This window comes from Pseudomonas sp. HN11 (assembly GCF_021390155.1).
Classification (GTDB): domain Bacteria; phylum Pseudomonadota; class Gammaproteobacteria; order Pseudomonadales; family Pseudomonadaceae; genus Aquipseudomonas.
Genome location: NZ_CP089985.1, coordinates 5,668,974 through 5,685,669 on the forward strand (window position 1 = coordinate 5,668,974; position 16,696 = coordinate 5,685,669).

General features: G+C 59.9%; 11 protein-coding genes, 1 tRNA gene and 1 pseudogene. 11 read left to right on the forward strand and 2 right to left on the reverse strand.

Translation table 11 applies throughout. The features are described from left to right. The first annotated feature begins 7 nt into the window (after positions 1-7). Positions 8-577: a glycerol-3-phosphate 1-O-acyltransferase PlsY gene (gene plsY, locus LVW35_RS26050; protein WP_233892611.1), complete on the forward strand. Its 570-nt coding sequence runs from the start codon at positions 8-10 to the stop codon at positions 575-577. Positions 578-610: 33 nt separating this feature from the next. On the opposite strand, the gene tsaD is transcribed toward plsY, so the two are convergent. Beyond that, entirely contained in the window at positions 611-1,636 is a 1,026-nt protein-coding gene (gene tsaD, locus LVW35_RS26055; RefSeq protein ID WP_233892612.1) for a tRNA (adenosine(37)-N6)-threonylcarbamoyltransferase complex transferase subunit TsaD, read from the reverse strand. Positions 1,637-1,838: 202 nt separating this feature from the next. Between tsaD and rpsU the strand changes: the two genes are divergently transcribed. From rpsU to LVW35_RS26080, 5 genes are all read left to right on the forward strand, one after another. Continuing rightward, positions 1,839-2,054, forward strand: a complete 216-nt coding sequence (rpsU, locus tag LVW35_RS26060) for a 30S ribosomal protein S21 (RefSeq protein ID WP_002551877.1) — start codon at positions 1,839-1,841, stop codon at positions 2,052-2,054. Positions 2,055-2,499: 445 nt separating this feature from the next. After that, on the forward strand, positions 2,500-4,473 hold the full coding sequence (gene dnaG / locus LVW35_RS26065; RefSeq protein ID WP_233892613.1) for a DNA primase: 1,974 nt from the start codon (positions 2,500-2,502) through the stop codon (positions 4,471-4,473). A gap of 67 nt (positions 4,474-4,540) precedes the next feature. Then, positions 4,541-6,391 (forward strand): RNA polymerase sigma factor RpoD, encoded by a 1,851-nt coding sequence (rpoD, locus tag LVW35_RS26070; protein ID WP_233892614.1) that lies wholly within the window; start codon positions 4,541-4,543, stop codon positions 6,389-6,391. Positions 6,392-6,512: 121 nt separating this feature from the next. Next, complete coding sequence (locus LVW35_RS26075) at positions 6,513-10,256, forward strand: EAL domain-containing protein (protein ID WP_233892615.1); 3,744 nt, start codon at positions 6,513-6,515, stop codon at positions 10,254-10,256. A gap of 16 nt (positions 10,257-10,272) precedes the next feature. Continuing rightward, a tRNA-Ile gene (locus LVW35_RS26080) sits at positions 10,273-10,349 on the forward strand. A gap of 45 nt (positions 10,350-10,394) precedes the next feature. Here the strand turns inward: LVW35_RS26080 and LVW35_RS26085 are convergent. After that, on the reverse strand, positions 10,395-10,820 hold the full coding sequence (locus LVW35_RS26085) for a VOC family protein (RefSeq protein ID WP_233892616.1): 426 nt from the start codon (positions 10,818-10,820) through the stop codon (positions 10,395-10,397). Positions 10,821-10,932: 112 nt separating this feature from the next. Here LVW35_RS26085 and LVW35_RS26090 point away from each other — a divergent pair. From LVW35_RS26090 to pqqF, 5 genes and pseudogenes are all read left to right on the forward strand, one after another. Further along, positions 10,933-11,091 (forward strand): annotated as a pseudogene (locus LVW35_RS26090) (LysR family transcriptional regulator); the annotation flags it as partial. A gap of 79 nt (positions 11,092-11,170) precedes the next feature. After that, a complete protein-coding gene (locus LVW35_RS26095) occupies positions 11,171-11,617 on the forward strand; it encodes an Lrp/AsnC family transcriptional regulator (protein WP_233892617.1) in 447 nt (148 codons plus the stop codon). Between the two features lie 166 nt (positions 11,618-11,783). Next, the gene (locus LVW35_RS26100) at positions 11,784-13,466 is read left to right on the forward strand and encodes a flavin monoamine oxidase family protein (protein ID WP_233896550.1); all 1,683 of its coding nucleotides are present in this window, start codon (positions 11,784-11,786) and stop codon (positions 13,464-13,466) included. Positions 13,467-13,476: 10 nt separating this feature from the next. After that, entirely contained in the window at positions 13,477-14,271 is a 795-nt protein-coding gene (locus tag LVW35_RS26105; RefSeq protein WP_233892618.1) for a carbon-nitrogen hydrolase family protein, read from the forward strand. 48 nt (positions 14,272-14,319) lie between these two features. Continuing rightward, positions 14,320-16,659 (forward strand): pyrroloquinoline quinone biosynthesis protein PqqF, encoded by a 2,340-nt coding sequence (gene pqqF, locus LVW35_RS26110; RefSeq protein WP_233892619.1) that lies wholly within the window; start codon positions 14,320-14,322, stop codon positions 16,657-16,659. The last annotated feature ends 37 nt before the right edge of the window (positions 16,660-16,696 follow it).

The following is a 16,696-nucleotide window of genomic DNA, read 5'->3' on the forward strand; positions in this document are numbered from 1 at the left end:
AGTTAGCATGTTTTGGTCACTGGCGATTTTCGCCTACCTGCTCGGCTCGCTGTCCTTCGCCATTTTGCTCAGCCGCCTGACGGGAAATCCCGACCCGCGAATGAGTGGCTCAGGCAATGCCGGCGCCACCAATATGTTGCGCCTGGCCGGCAAGAAACTCGCCGTACTCACGCTGCTGGGCGACCTGTGCAAGGGCCTGTTGCCCGTGCTGATCGCCAGCCTCGTCGGCCTGCCCCTGCAACAGCAGGCCTGGATCGGCGTATGCGCCGTCCTCGGCCATCTGTTTCCCCTGTACTTCCGCTTTCGCGGTGGCAAGGGCGTCGCCACGGCAGCCGGCATGTTGCTGGGGATCTACCCTCCGGCCGCCTTGCTGGCCGTACTCGCCTGGCTGCTGACGTTCTACCTGACCCGCACCAGCTCACTCGCCGCGCTGATCGCCACCCCACTCACCCTGCCGCTACTGGCCTGGCAAGAACCGGCGGCACTGCTGCCGATGAGCGCGCTGACACTGCTGATCGTCTGGCGTCACCGGGGCAATTTACGCGACCTGTTTGCCGGGCGCGAACGGCATTTTTAAATACCGTCGATGGCCCCGGCCCATCTTGCGGCCTTACAACGGCGACAACTGCTCCATCGGCCAGCGCGCCTGTACGCTGATCGCCAGGCTTTCGTGCTGCCCAGCCTGCAAGCGCTGGCAACCGGCATAGGCGATCATCGCGCCATTGTCGGTACAGAACTCCGGTCGAGCGTAGAACACATCGCCCTTCATATCGCCGAGCATTTTTTCCAGCGAAGCGCGCAAGGCCTTGTTGGCACTGACGCCACCTGCGATCACCAGGCGCTTCATGCCCGCCTGCTTAAGGGCGCGCTTGCACTTGATGGTCAAAGTTTCCACCACAGCCTGCTGGAACGCCAGCGCGATGTCGCAACGGGCTTGCTCGCTGTCGTCTCCGGCGCTGACGCTCTGCTGCCAAGTATTCAACGCAGAGGTTTTCAAACCACTGAAGCTGAACATCAGGCCCGGGCGATCGCACATCGGGCGCGGGAAGGTATAGCGGCCAGCAACGCCTTTTTCGGCGAGACGGGCGATTTCCGGGCCACCAGGGTAGTTGAGGCCCATCATCTTCGCGGTCTTGTCGAAAGCTTCACCGGCAGCATCATCCAGGGATTCACCCAAAAGGGTGTATTGGCCGATGCCATCCACCTGAACCAACTGCGTATGCCCCCCCGAAACCAACAAAGCGACGAACGGAAACTCTGGTGGTGTTTTTTCCAGCATCGGCGCCAGTAAATGGCCTTCCATATGGTGCACGCCAAGGGCCGGAATGCCCCACGCAAAGGCCAGGGCCTGGGCGCAAGAGGCCCCAACCAACAGGGCTCCGACCAATCCGGGGCCAGCGGTGTAAGCGATGGCGTCAATCTCGGTCGGCACGCAGCCGGCCTCATCCAGCACCTGACGGATCAGGGGCAGCATGCGTTTGACGTGATCACGGCTGGCCAGCTCCGGCACCACGCCACCATAGGCACGGTGCAGGTCGATCTGACTGAACAGCGCATCGGACAAGAGCCCGCGTTCACTGTCGTAAAGTGCGACACCGGTTTCGTCGCAGGAGGTTTCAAGTCCCAGTACTAGCATGGGTTTGCGCCTTGTAGAGGCTGAATTCGAAGGCGCGCATAATAGTCGCCACTCCCCCTCCCGACTAGCGGTTTTCGATCAGAGGCTTTGCATTCCGGGCAATGAGGGGTTAACATCCGCAACCCTTAAAAACCGACGACCTCAGCCGCGAATTTTTTGCGACGAGAACGTTGATCCCGGTAATGAAAGAAGGTAGCTCTGGATGCCAGCCGTCAAAGTTAAAGAGAACGAACCCTTCGACGTAGCTCTGCGTCGTTTCAAGCGCTCCTGCGAAAAAGCCGGTGTACTGGCTGAAGTTCGTAGCCGCGAATTTTACGAGAAGCCAACTTCTGAGCGTAAGCGCAAAGCAGCAGCCGCTGTTAAGCGTCACGCCAAGAAAGTTCAGCGCGAACAGCGCCGCGCCGTTCGTCTGTACTAATACACAGACGTCTGTAGCAAGCTTCTGCCAAGCCCGGCCCTCAGCCGGGCTAATGGCATTTGCGGATATCGCTTGATGCTTCACTGTTGACGCCGCACATGCGACCGAAACAACTGCTTCACACGTCAGGACTGGCTCTTCTGCCAGCGGTGCACGTCTCTTCTGACGAGCCTAACAAGGCTACTGACGAGCACACTTATTCTTCAATCAGGCGATCAACTGTATCGACTGCGCCCAACCATAAGCTTCCGAGGCCTGCCATTGGCCAAGACCGGAGCCCGGGGCAACATTTCAATGCCGAAAACCTGATTGAAATTAACGTCAGTGAATGAACGGCAGATACACTTCCTGAAAGCCCAAGCAGATAATTGAGAATCGAGCCGCGGACTCCTGCGCTTGAGCACTTGATGGGCCCTCATTTACACGCAGTGATGACGAGAACGCCATGGCCGGGCTGATTCCCCAGAGCTTTATTGACGACCTTCTGAACCGCACCGACATCGTCGATGTTGTCAGCTCGCGCGTGCAATTGAAAAAAGCCGGCAAGAACTACACCGCCTGCTGCCCGTTCCATAAAGAGAAGACCCCCTCGTTCAGCGTCAGCCCCGACAAGCAGTTTTACTACTGCTTTGGTTGCGGCGCAGGTGGTAATGCCCTGGGCTTTCTCATGGACCACGACAACCTGGATTTCCCCCAGGCTATCGAGGACCTGGCAAAAGCCGCCGGCATGGAAGTCCCCCGCGAAGAAAGTGGCCGTCCGCACAAACCGCGCCAACCCACCGATTCGCCGCTGTACCCGCTGTTGACGGCTGCGGCCGAGTTTTACCGTCAGGCGCTTAAAAGCCATCCGCAGCGTAAAGCCGCCGTCGACTACCTGAAAGGTCGCGGCCTTACCGGTGAAATCGCCCGCGACTTCGGCCTCGGTTTCGCCCCGCCCGGCTGGGACAACCTGTACAAACACCTGAGCAGCGACGCCCTCCAGCAAAAAGCCATGATCGATGCCGGCCTGCTGGTGGAAAACGCCGAAACCGGCAAGCGCTACGACCGCTTCCGCGACCGCGTGATGTTCCCAATCCGCGACAGCCGAGGCCGCATCATCGCCTTTGGTGGCCGCGTGCTGGGGGACGACAAGCCCAAGTACCTGAACTCCCCGGAAACTCCGGTGTTCCACAAAGGCCAGGAACTCTACGGCCTATTCGAGGCGCGCAAGAACAACCGCAACCTCGACGAAATCATCGTGGTTGAAGGCTATATGGACGTGATCGCGCTCGCCCAACAGGGCCTGCGCAACGCTGTTGCCACCCTGGGTACAGCCACCAGCGAAGAACACATGAAGCGCCTGTTTCGCGTGGTGCCCAGCGTGTTGTTCTGCTTCGACGGCGACCAGGCCGGCCGTAATGCTGCCTGGCGCGCACTTGAAGCCACGCTGTCGAGCCTGCAGGACGGGCGTCGCGCGCGCTTCCTGTTCCTGCCCGAAGGCGAAGACCCGGACACCCTGATCCGCTCCGAAGGCACCGACGCCTTCCGCGCGCGCATTAACCAGCATGCACAGCCGCTGGCCGACTACTTCTTCCAGCAGCTGACCGAAGAAGCCGACCCGCGCTCCCTCGAAGGCAAGGCCCACATGGCCACCCTCGCGGCGCCGCTGATCGACAAGGTTCCCGGCGCCAACCTGAAATCACTGATGCGCATGCGCCTGCAGGAAATCACCGGGTTAAGCGGCGAAGCCGTCAGCCAACTGGTGCACAACGCGCCGCAGGATGCGCCGCCACCGGCCTACGACCCAGGCATGGATTACGACGCCATGCCGGACTATTCCGACTTCCATCAACCGCAGGAGGCCTACGCGCCCCAGCAGGAGTGGATACCGAAAAAGTCTGGCAACGACGGCAAGAAATGGGAAAAGAAACCCTGGAGCAAGAACGGCAAGCGCGGCGATCGCGATGAGGCTTATGCCCCGCGCACGCCTGTCGCCGTGGAAGCACCAACGCTCATTGCCCTACGCACGCTCATCCACCATCCACAATTGGCGGAAAAGGTCGAGAGCGCCGATCACTTTGCCAACGCGAGCAATACTTACGCCCAGGTACTGATCGCCTTGATCGAGGCGGTACAGAAAAATCCTAAGCTAAACTCAATCCAGTTGATGGCGCGCTGGCATGGCACTGAACAAGGCCGCCTGTTGAAAGCCCTCGCGGAAAAGGAGTGGCTAATTGACGGCGATAACCTTGAACAACAGTTTTTAGACACCATTACTAGGTTATCCGCGGGTCAGCACACGCAAACCCTCGACGAGCTCATCAAGAGAGCAAAACAGCCGGGATTGTCGGCTGAAGAGCAGATTCAGATAGCAAAACAGATGCGCGACCTCTTAAAACAGAACGTTTGCACATCAAACCCGACCTCAGCTGGCGTGTGAGGTCATAGCTCGGGTATAATCCTCGGCTTGTTTTTTGCCCGCCAAGACCTTCAGTGGATAGGGTGTTATGTCCGGAAAAGCGCAACAGCAGTCTCGTATCAAAGAGTTGATCGTTCTCGGTCGTGAGCAGGGTTACCTGACTTACGCAGAGGTCAACGACCACCTGCCTGAGGATATTTCAGATCCAGAGCAGGTGGAAGACATCATCCGCATGATTAACGACATGGGGATCAACGTATTCGAAGCTGCGCCAGATAAGGATTCCCTTATGCTGGCGGACGCCGATACCGACGAGGCTGCCGCTGAAGAAGCTGCTGCCGCGCTGGCTGCTGTGGAGACCGATATCGGTCGTACCACCGACCCTGTGCGCATGTATATGCGTGAAATGGGTACCGTCGAGCTGCTGACACGCGAAGGCGAGATCGAAATCGCCAAGCGTATCGAAGAGGGTATTCGTGAAGTGATGGGCGCAATTGCGCACTTCCCTGGCACGGTTGACCATATTCTCTCCGAGTACACCCGCGTCACCACCGAAGGTGGCCGCCTGTCCGACGTGCTGAGCGGCTACATCGATCCGGACGACGGCATCGCGCCGCCTGCCGCCGAAGTGCCACCACCTGTCGACGCCAAGGCTGCGAAAGCCGACGACGACTCCGAAGACGACGACGCTGAAGCCAGCGGCGACGAAGAAGATGAAGTTGAAAGCGGCCCAGACCCGGTCGTTGCTGCCCAGCGTTTCGGCGCGGTTTCCGATCAAATGGAAATCACCCGTAAGGCCCTGAAAAAGCACGGTCGCTCCAACAAGCAGGCAATTGCCGAACTGTTGGCCCTGGCTGAGCTATTCATGCCGATCAAGCTGGTACCGAAGCAATTCGAAGGTCTGGTTGAGCGTGTTCGAAGTGCCCTTGAGCGTCTGCGTGCACAAGAGCGTGCGATCATGCAGCTCTGCGTCCGTGATGCGCGCATGCCGCGCGCCGACTTCCTGCGCCAGTTCCCAGGCAATGAAGTCGACGAAAGCTGGACCGACGCACTGGCCAAGGGCAAGGCGAAGTACGCCGAAGCCATTGGTCGCCTGCAGCCGGACATCATCCGTTGCCAGCAGAAGCTGCAAGCATTGGAGACCGAAACCGGTCTGACGATTGCCGAGATCAAGGACATCAACCGTCGCATGTCGATCGGTGAGGCCAAGGCCCGCCGCGCGAAGAAAGAGATGGTCGAAGCCAACTTGCGTCTGGTGATCTCCATCGCCAAGAAGTACACCAACCGTGGCCTGCAATTCCTCGATCTGATCCAGGAAGGCAACATCGGCTTGATGAAGGCTGTGGACAAGTTCGAATACCGTCGTGGTTACAAGTTCTCGACTTATGCCACCTGGTGGATCCGTCAGGCGATCACTCGCTCGATCGCCGACCAGGCCCGCACCATCCGTATTCCGGTGCACATGATCGAGACGATCAACAAGCTCAACCGTATTTCCCGGCAGATGTTGCAGGAAATGGGTCGCGAACCGACCCCGGAAGAGCTGGGCGAACGCATGGAAATGCCTGAGGATAAAATCCGCAAGGTATTGAAGATCGCTAAAGAGCCGATCTCCATGGAAACCCCGATTGGTGATGACGAAGACTCCCACCTGGGTGACTTCATCGAAGACTCGACCATGCAGTCGCCAATCGATGTCGCCACCGTTGAGAGCTTGAAAGAAGCGACTCGCGACGTACTGTCCGGCCTCACTGCCCGTGAAGCCAAGGTACTGCGCATGCGTTTCGGCATCGACATGAATACCGACCACACCCTTGAGGAAGTCGGTAAGCAGTTTGACGTGACCCGTGAACGGATCCGTCAGATCGAAGCCAAGGCACTGCGCAAGCTGCGCCACCCGACGCGAAGCGAGCATCTACGCTCCTTCCTCGACGAGTGACACCAAAACCCCCGGCCCAGGCCGGGGGTTTTGTTTTGTATCGATAAAACCTCGCGCAATCCCCCTCCCCTGCAATGCCCGTCTACACTCGAAACATTCCCCGTGCCATAACGAGACCGTTATGCCCAGATTGCCAGCTGTGTTTTTGCTGTGGCTGCTGACCTGGACCGCAACGGCTGGCGCGTTGACTCTTAGCGATGATGAGCGTGGCTGGCTGGCGGACCATCAGGAGTTGCGCTTGGGGGTGGACGCCTCATGGCCGCCCTTTGAATACCGTGACGAAGAGGGCCGCTACCAGGGGTTGGCGGCAGATTACGTGCGCCTGATCCAGGATCGCCTGGGCGTACGCGTCAAACAGATCGAGCCAGTGAACTGGAGCGCGGTGCTGGAGCAGGCCCGCAATAACCAGCTCGACCTGCTGCCCGGCATCATGTCCACGCCGGAACGCCAAAGCTACATAGCGTTCACCCGCCCCTACCTGGACTTTCCCATCGTCATCCTGGCCCACGAAGGCGGCGCCAAGCCGCGCACCCTGAAGGACCTTTATGGGTTGAAGATTGCCGTGGTGGAAAATTACGCTCCCCATGAGTTACTGCGTACGCACCATCCCGACCTCAACCTGGTTGCCATGCCGAATGTCAGCTCAACGCTGCAGGCCCTGGCCACCGATGAGGTGGATGCCGTGGTCGGCGACCTGGCCTCAAGCGTCTGGAGCCTGCGCCAACTCAAGCTCGACGGCTTGTACGTCAGCGGCGAAACACCTTACCGCTACCAATTGGCGATGGGCGTACCGCGCGATAACAAAATGCTGGTAGGCATCCTCGACAAGGTGCTCGCCGACCTCAGCCCACAAGAAACCGACGCCATCCAGCAACACTGGGTCGGCAGCTTTACCGACCACCGCACCTTCTGGACGGACCTGCTGATATACGGCCTGCCCGCAGTGCTGTTACTGATCAGCGTCCTGGCCGTGGTGATTCGAATCAATCGCCGGCTCAGCTCGGAAATTTCCCGACGCGTCGCCCTCGAACAGGAACTGCGCAGCAGCGAGTACCACTATCGCGGCTTGGTAGAGAGCCTGTCCGCCATCGCATGGGAAGCCAGTATCACCGACTTTACCTACAGCTATGTGTCGCCGCATGCCGAGGAGTTACTCGGTTATCCCCGAGCTCATTGGCTGATTCCGGGCTTCTGGCGCAACATTATTCATCCCGCTGATCTGACACGCACCGAAGCCTATTGCTTGCGCGAGACCCGCGCCAATCGTGATCACAGCATTGATTACCGCGTGATCACAGCCGACGGACGCTGCCTGTGGGTGCGCGACATCGTCAGCCTTATCGAGCACGGCCATGAGCCTGTACTGCGTGGCTTGATGATCGATATCAGCGAAGCCAAGCGAACAGAAGAAGCCTTGCAGCTTTCCGAGCAAAAATTTGCTTCGGTATTCCAGCAATGCCCGGACATGCTGGTGATCGCGCGACTGTCGGATGGCCGCCTGTTGGAAGTGAACAAGGCGTTCGAGGATCAAATTGGCCTGACAGCCGAGCAGGTTGTCGGTAAAACCGCCACCGATCTGAATATCTGGGACATAAAAGACGTCAGCCCCGACCTGCTACAACGGGTGCAGACCACCAGCATCCGCAACCTGGAAATGCCCTTTTTGCGCAGCAATGGCCAGGCCTTCACCGGACTGATTTCCGCCGAGCCGTTTCAACTCGATACCATTGAAGCCATTGTGGTGGTGGTGCGTGACATCACCCAGCTCAAAGAAACCCAGCAACAGCTGCAGACCTCCGAAGAGAAGTTCGCCAAGGCCTTTCACGCCTCCCCTGACGGTTTGCTGCTGAGCCGACAGCGCGATGGCCTGCTGATTGAAGTCAATGATGGTTTCAGCCGGATCACAGGCTTCACCAGCGCCACGTCCCTCGACCAATCGACGTTGGACCTGGGCATCTGGGTCGACCTCAACGAACGCAAGCACATGCTGGAGCTGATGCAGCGCGATGGCTTTGTGCGTGACTACATCTGCCATATACGCCGCAATGACGGACAGATCCGCTTGTGCGAGCTTTCCAGCCGCCCACTGCCGATCGGCGATGAAGACTGCATGCTGACCATCGCCCGAGATATCACCGAACGCCAACTGATGCAGGAAAAACTGCAACAGGCCGCCACTGTGTTTGAGAGCACAGCCGAAGGCGTATTGATCACCGACACCCGGCAGAACATCAGCGCCGTCAACCGCGCCTTCAGTGAGATCACCGGCTACAGCGAGGCCGAGGCCCTCGGCCAGACTCCACGCCTGCTCGCCTCCGGCCTGCATGACAGCGCCTTCTACGCTGCCATGTGGCACCAATTGACTGCCCAGGGTCACTGGCAGGGCGAGATCTCCAACCGACGCAAGAACGGCGAGCTGTACCCAAGCTGGTTGACGATCAGTGCCGTGCGCAACCGCGAGCAGTTGATCACCCATTTCGTCGCGGTGTTCGCTGACATCTCCAGCCTCAAGCTGGCCCAGGCCCGCCTCGACTACCAGGCGCACCACGACCCATTGACCGGCCTGCCCAATCGCACACTATTCGAAAGCCGATTGCAGGCTGCCCTCAATGGGCATCAGGAAACCGGTAAACAAGGTGCCGTGCTGTTTCTCGACCTGGACCGTTTCAAACACATCAACGACAGCCTCGGTCACCCGATCGGCGACCTGCTGCTCAAAGACATTGCCGTGCGTCTCAAGGAACAATTGCGCGACATCGACACCGTGGCTCGCTTGGGCGGTGACGAATTCATCATCCTGCTCCCCGGCCTGCAGCACGCCAGCGATGCCGAGTACCTGGCCAATAAACTGCTGGCCTGCTTCACACCGCCGTTTCAGGCGGGTGAGCACGAGTTCTTTATCAGCGCCAGCATCGGCACCAGCCTATACCCAGAGGACGGCACCGATGTCGCCACCTTGGTCAAAAATGCCGACGCCGCGATGTACCGCTCCAAGGCCAAAGGACGCAACCGCGTCGAAAGCTATACTCGCGACCTTACCGCCCAGGCCAACGAACGCGTGGCACTCGAACACGAGCTGCGCCGCGCCATCGAGCGTGATGAATTGAGCCTGTATTACCAGCCCAAACTGAGCCTCGCGACCCACGAACTGATCGGTGCCGAAGCATTGATTCGCTGGCGCCACCCCACCTTTGGCGACGTGCCACCTGAACACTTCATCGCTCTGGCCGAAGAGAACGGCATGATCCTGCAGATTGGCGACTGGGTGCTGGAGCAGGCCTGCCGGCAAATGGACGCCTGGCAAGAACACTTCGACGATTTCGGCCCGCTGTCGGTCAACCTGGCCGGCGCCCAGCTGCGCCACCCCGGCTTATTGGGCCGCATCGAACAGCTGCTGCATGACTACCAACTCAACCCCGGCCGCCTGCAACTGGAAATCACCGAAAACTTCATCATGAGCCAGGCCGAAGAAGCACTGGAGGTGTTGCACCAACTCAAAGAGCTCGGCGTACAGCTCGCCATTGACGACTTTGGCACCGGCTACTCATCCCTCAGCTACCTCAAACGCCTGCCGCTGGACTTCCTCAAGATCGATCAATCCTTCGTCCGCGGCCTGCCCGACGATCCCCACGACGCCGCCATCGTGCGCGCCATCATCGCCCTGGGCCACAGCATGCAATTCACCATCATCGCCGAAGGCGTAGAGAACCCCGCACAGCAAGCTTTCCTGGCCGCCGAAGGCTGCGAACAGATGCAAGGCTACATCGTCAGCCTGCCACTACCGCCCGAGCTTTTTGCCGCGACGTTTCTTCGTATGAGCATTGAGGATTATTCGGATGGCACAGCGGGGAAACCATCGTTATAATCCGCGACCTGTTACAGGGCCTATAGCTCAGTTGGTCAGAGCAGAGGACTCATAATCCTTTGGTCCACGGTTCAAGTCCGTGTGGGCCCACCAAACAAGAAAGCCGCGCATTGCGCGGCTTTTGTGTGTCTGGCAGCCTCACTTCGCAAACAACTGCCCAATATCCCGGAATGCCTTGAACTCCAGCGCGTTCCCGCACGGATCAAACAGAAACAACGTCGCCTGCTCCCCCACCTGCCCCTTGAAGCGAATGTGCGGTTCCAGCACAAAACGGGTTTCCCTGGCCTGCAGACGTTCCGCCAAGGCATGCCAATCTTCCCAGCCCAGCACTACGCCAAAATGCGGCACGGGCACGTCGTGGCCGTCTACCGCGTTGGTGTGGGCTGATGTCTGGGAGGCGGTTTTCGGGTGTTCGTGAATGACCAACTGATGCCCGAAGAAGTTGAAATCTACCCAGTGCTCGCTGGAACGTCCCTCTTCAAGGCCAAAGACTTCACCGTAGAAATGCCGCGCAGCGGCGAGGTCGTATACCGGAATTGCCAGGTGAAAAGGTGCGCGTGTCATCAGGTCAAACCTCTGTGGGCATTAAGTCCCCCGAGTTTAGCCTTGCTCCTGGCGATGAAAAAACGATAGTTTTTGCGCCGAGCTCAAATTATTTCGATCAGTCGAGACGCTCATGCTGCGCGAACTGAAGACCTTTATTGCGGTAACCCGTCACGGCACGTTTGCGGCGGGCATGCATATCGGGCTGACGCAGTCAGCGGTCAGTGCGCAGATTCGTCAATTGGAGCAGGCGCTTGGCGTGCAGTTGTTCGACCGTACCGGGCGCCAGGCCACGGTTTACCCGCTGCCTGCTCGCCGACACCAACCTGTAAGATGCACGCACATTGCCCCCCCGTATCGGAGCCCTCGCCTTGCCCGCCCTAGACGAAATTGATCGCCAACTGATCGCCGCCCTGCAGATCAATGCCCGCGAAAGCGTGGCCATGCTCGCCCGGCAGTTGGGCATCGCACGCACTACGGTGACGTCACGCCTGGCACGCCTGGAGAAAACCCAGGTGATCACCGGTTATGGCGTGCGCCTCGGGCAACGAGTGGTCGATGGGGGGTTGCAGGCTTACGTCGGGATCACCGTACAAGCGCGCTCGGGCAAGGACGTGTTGCGAAGGTTGAGTGCCATGGCCCAGGTGCAGCAGTTGTGCGCGGTGAGTGGTGAGTTCGATTACGTCGCTTGGCTGCGCACGGACTCGCCGGAGCAGTTGGACCAATTGCTCGATCAGATCGGCAGTGTGGACGGCGTGGAAAAAACCACGACTTCGATCATCCTGAGTAACAAATTGGATCGAGGACAGCCAATCTGATCAACATGTTCGTCACTCCGACTAAAAACAGATCAATCCGACGACACTTTGCGTCTTATTAACGAACGCTACGCTCCCTAAACTGGCTGCCATCTTCTCCTATACTCAGCGGGTCACGCCGCCAGGTCGCCAGTAAGGGTCAGCCATGAGCATTCCGTCCAGCACCATCAGCAAGACCAATCGCCACCCCGCCGACGGCAAGAAACCCATCACCATCTTTGGCCCGGACTTCCCGTTTGCCTTTGATGACTGGATCGAGCACCCCGCCGGCCTGGGCAGCATCCCCGCCGCCCACCACGGTGCCGAAGTGGCGATTGTCGGTGCCGGGATCGCGGGCCTGGTGGCCGCCTATGAGCTGATGAAGCTGGGCCTCAAGCCCGTGGTGTACGAAGCCTCTAAAATGGGTGGCCGCCTGCGCTCCCAAGCGTTTGAAGGCGCCGATGGCATCATTGCCGAGCTGGGCGGCATGCGCTTCCCGGTGTCGTCCACTGCGTTCTATCACTATGTCGACAAGCTCGGGCTGGAAACCAAACCCTTTCCCAACCCACTGACCCCGGCATCCGGCAGCACGGTGATCGACCTCGAAGGCCAAACCCACTACGCCGAAAAACTCTCCGATTTGCCAGCGCTTTTCCAGGAAGTCGCTGACGCCTGGGCGGATGCGCTGGAAACGGGGTCGCAGTTCGGTGATATCCAGCAAGCCATTCGCGACCGCGATGTGCCGCGCCTCAAAGCGCTGTGGAACAAGCTGATACCGCTGTGGGACGACCGTACCTTCTACGACTTCGTCGCCACCTCCAAGGCGTTCGCCAAGCTGTCGTTTCATCATCGTGAAGTGTTCGGCCAAGTGGGTTTCGGCACTGGCGGCTGGGACTCGGACTTCCCCAACTCCATGCTGGAAATCTTCCGCGTGGTGATGACCAACTGCGACGACCATCAGCACTTGGTCGTCGGCGGCGTGGCCCAGGTGCCGATGGGCATCTGGCGCCATGTACCGGAGCGTTGCGCCCACTGGCCGTCGGGCACCAGTCTGAGTTCGCTGCATCGCGGTGCGCCACGGGCCGGGGTGAAGCGCATTGCCCATGCCGCCGATGGTCGTTTCGCCGTCACCGACAACTACGGCGACACCCGCGAATACGCCGCCGTGCTGACCACCTGCCAAAGCTGGCTGCTGACCACCCAGATCGAATGCGACGAAACCCTGTTCTCGCAAAAGATGTGGATGGCCCTGGACCGCACGCGCTACATGCAATCGTCGAAAACCTTCGTGATGGTCGACCGCCCGTTCTGGAAAGACAAAGACCCGGAAACCGGCCGCGACCTGATGAGCATGACCCTCACCGACCGCCTGACCCGTGGTACCTATCTTTTCGATAACGGCGACGACAAGCCAGGTGTGATCTGCCTGTCGTACTCGTGGATGAGCGACGCGCTCAAGATGCTGCCGCAGCCCATCGACAAGCGCGTAAAACTGGCCCTCGACGCGTTGAAAAAGATCTACCCGAAGGTTGATATCAAGGCGCGCATCATCGGTGACCCCATCACCGTGTCGTGGGAGGCTGACCCACACTTCCTCGGGGCTTTCAAAGGCGCGCTGCCGGGCCACTATCGCTACAACCAGCGGATGTATGCGCACTTCATGCAGAAGGACATGCCCGCCGAACAACGTGGGATTTTTATCGCCGGTGATGATGTGTCCTGGACCCCGGCCTGGGTCGAAGGCGCGGTGCAGACCTCGCTGAACGCGGTGTGGGGCATCATGACCCACTTCGGTGGCAGCACTCCCCCGGAGAACCCAGGGCCGGGTGATGTCTTCGATCAAATCGGGCCAATCGCCCTGGCCGATTAAGGAGGTGAACATGCGCGTCGCCCTGTACCAATGCCCACCGTTGCCGCTGGATGTAGCCGGCAATCTCAAGCGATTACACCAATTGGCGCACGAGGCGTCCGGCGCCGATGTGCTGGTGCTGCCGGAGATGTTCCTCACCGGCTACAACATCGGTGCCGAAGCTGTTGGCGCACTGGCCGAGGCGCAGGATGGGCCGTCGGCGCAGGCGATTGGCGAATTGGCCAAAAGCGCTGGGCTGGCGATTCTGTACGGTTACCCGGAGCGGGCCGAGGATGGCCAGATCTACAACGCCGTGCAGTTGATCGACGCCCACGGCCAGCAGCTGTGCAACTACCGCAAGACTCACCTGTTTGGTGACCTGGACCACTCGATGTTCAGCACCGGCGACGATGATTTCCCACTGGTGGAGCTCAACGGCTGGAAGCTCGGCTTCCTGATCTGCTACGACCTGGAATTTCCGGAAAACACCCGACGCCTGGCCCTGGCCGGTGCCGAATTGATCATGGTACCTACCGCCAATATGGTGCCGTTCGACTTTGTCGCCGACGTCACTGTGCGGGCGCGGGCCTTCGAGAACCAATGTTACGTGGCCTACGCCAATTACTGCGGGCACGAAGGCGAGATCCAGTACTGCGGGCAAAGCAGTATTGCCGCACCGAATGGCCAGCGCATTGCCCAGGCCGGATTGGACGAAGCACTGATCGTCGGGGAGTTGGATCGCCAGTCGATACTGGACGCCCGTGCCGCCAATCACTACCTGCAAGACCGTCGCCCCGAGTTGTACGGCGCGCTGCACAAGCCCTGATCCAGCCGGTTTGTTAGCATAGGCACATCCCACGTTTTGGAAGTGCCCATGCCTGCGCCGGCCCACCCTCATCCTCTCCATCTGACCCTGGCCAATGGCTTGCGGGTTTCCTTGCAGCACGCGCCGCGTTTGAAGCGGTGCGCTGCCGTTCTACGGGTGGCGGCAGGCAGCCATGACGTGCCGCTGGCGTGGCCGGGGTTAGCGCATTTCCTCGAACATCTGTTGTTCCTCGGTACCGAGCGTTTTCCCACAGACGAGGGGTTGATGGCCTACGTGCAACGTCATGGAGGCCAGGTCAATGCCAGCACCCGTGAGCGCACCACGGACTTCTTCTTTGAACTGCCGGCTGCAACGTTCGCCGGTGGGCTGGAGCGGTTGACGGACATGCTGACCCACCCGCGCCTGGCGCTGGAGGATCAACTGCGCGAGCGCGAGGTGCTGCACGCGGAGTTCGTCGCCTGGTCCCAGGATGCCAAGGCCCAGCAGCAGGTTGCGTTGCTGCAAGGCCTGGCGGCGGATCATCCGCTACGGGGTTTTCACGCAGGCAACCGCGACAGCCTGCCGGTCGAGCGGGAGGCATTTCAGCAGGCGTTACGGGAGTTCCATGCGCAGTTCTATCAGAGCGCGCAGATGACCTTGAGCCTGGCTGGCCCTCAGCCGCTGGAAGCGCTGGAAGACTTGGCAAAGCGGTTCAGTGAACAACTGGCCTCAGGGTCTCTACGCCCACAATCCCCGCCACCGGCATTGATGCAGGGACCCGCGCAAAGCTATCGGCACATCGCCGATAATCACCTGCACCACGTCATCACCTGTGGCGCGCCACGGGAAGCGCTGGAGTTTCTCTGCACCTGGCTTAAGGCTTCGGCACCCGGCGGGTTGCTGGCTGAGCTGAAGGCACAAAAGCTGGCCAGTTCACTGCAGGCGTCGGTGCTTTACGACTTCGCTGGGCAAGCGGTGTTGGATATCGACTTCACCACCCAAGACGAACCAGCCACGCGGATTGAGGCATTGCTGAACGACTGGCTGAGCTTTTTCGCACAGAGCGACTGGACTTCTCTGCGGGAAGAATTCGCGCTGTTGGCGGCTCGTCAACAGCAGGTCCGAGGTGCCCTTGCGTTGGCCCAAAACGACAGCCAAGGCCTATCGGAACAGGACGTCGTCGCCCTCAAAGCCATGCTTGATTCGCTGAACCTGCAGCCCTCCGAGCACTCATGGCAACTGCCGCTGAGCAATCCCTTCCTGCGCCCACCGGTCAAGGAAGAACGCGCCGGCCTGATTCGCGGCCAGACCAGCGCTCACCGAGGGTTGCGCACTTTTGCCCAGGATCGCTCCCGCGGGCGTCGGGATGTGTCGGCGCTGGCTTTCAGCCAGGCAGTGGCGAGTGACAGTGATGAAGGTGCGCTGTATCTGCAATGGCAGTCTGCACCGTCCGATCTGGAAAGCGCCGTGCAATCGTTGCGCGAAAATGCCCGGCAGGCGGGCGTCGACTTGTCGTTCGAAAGCCTGGGCAACAACGCGCTGGTGAAGATGGTTGGGCTACAGGAGCCCATTCCAGCGGTGCTGGACGTATTGGCGCAAAGCCTGAGCGAGCCTCAAGCCGCCCGAACTGTCTCGCCGCCCATGATTGCCATCCGAACCTTGCTCAAGGCGCTGCCCGCTTGCTGCACGCCGCTTCTGCCCGAATCGACATCCTGGGCCACCGCGCGCTGGCAAGGCCTGGCGCTGGGCTTCTGCGCCGCGCACGAAGCCGCGATCAAAACCGCAGCAGCACGACTGCCCGGGCAACCCGCAAACCTTATTCACGTCGAGCCATCCCTAAGCGGCCAACGTATCTGGCATGAGGTGGAAACCGACTCAACCGACGCCGCCCTGCTGCTGTTTTGCCCTGCACCCGGACAGTCTTTGGCCGATGAAGCCGCATGGCGACTGCTCGGCCATTTGCTCCAGGGGTCGTTCTACCATCGCCTGCGGGTAGAGTTACAAATCGGCTACGCCGTGTTCAGCAGCATCCGACAGATAAACGGCCAGACCGGCCTGCTGTTCGGCGTGCAATCTCCCAGTGTGACGCTGGAAGGCATTGCCGACCACCTGCAAACCTTCCTGAAACAACTGCCTAAGCTGATCGATTGCAGCGAATCGGGCTACCTGGCCCTGGCACAACAGTTCTCGGCCCAGACGCTGTCCAACGCCCAAGCCGCCGAACTGCTATGGCACGCCCACCTGGCAGGCCATCCGTCAGGTTATCTGGATCAACTGCAATTCCACATTAAAACCTGTACCCGCGAAGCGTTGCAGCTTGCTGCCCAGCAATTGAACGACGCTACAGGCGGCTGGCGCTGCGTCGCCAACGGCCCGCGCCGCTCGGCTATCTGGCAAGCGCCAGACTGATCATTGCCGCCTTTGCAAAAAGCTTTTTCCACCAAGA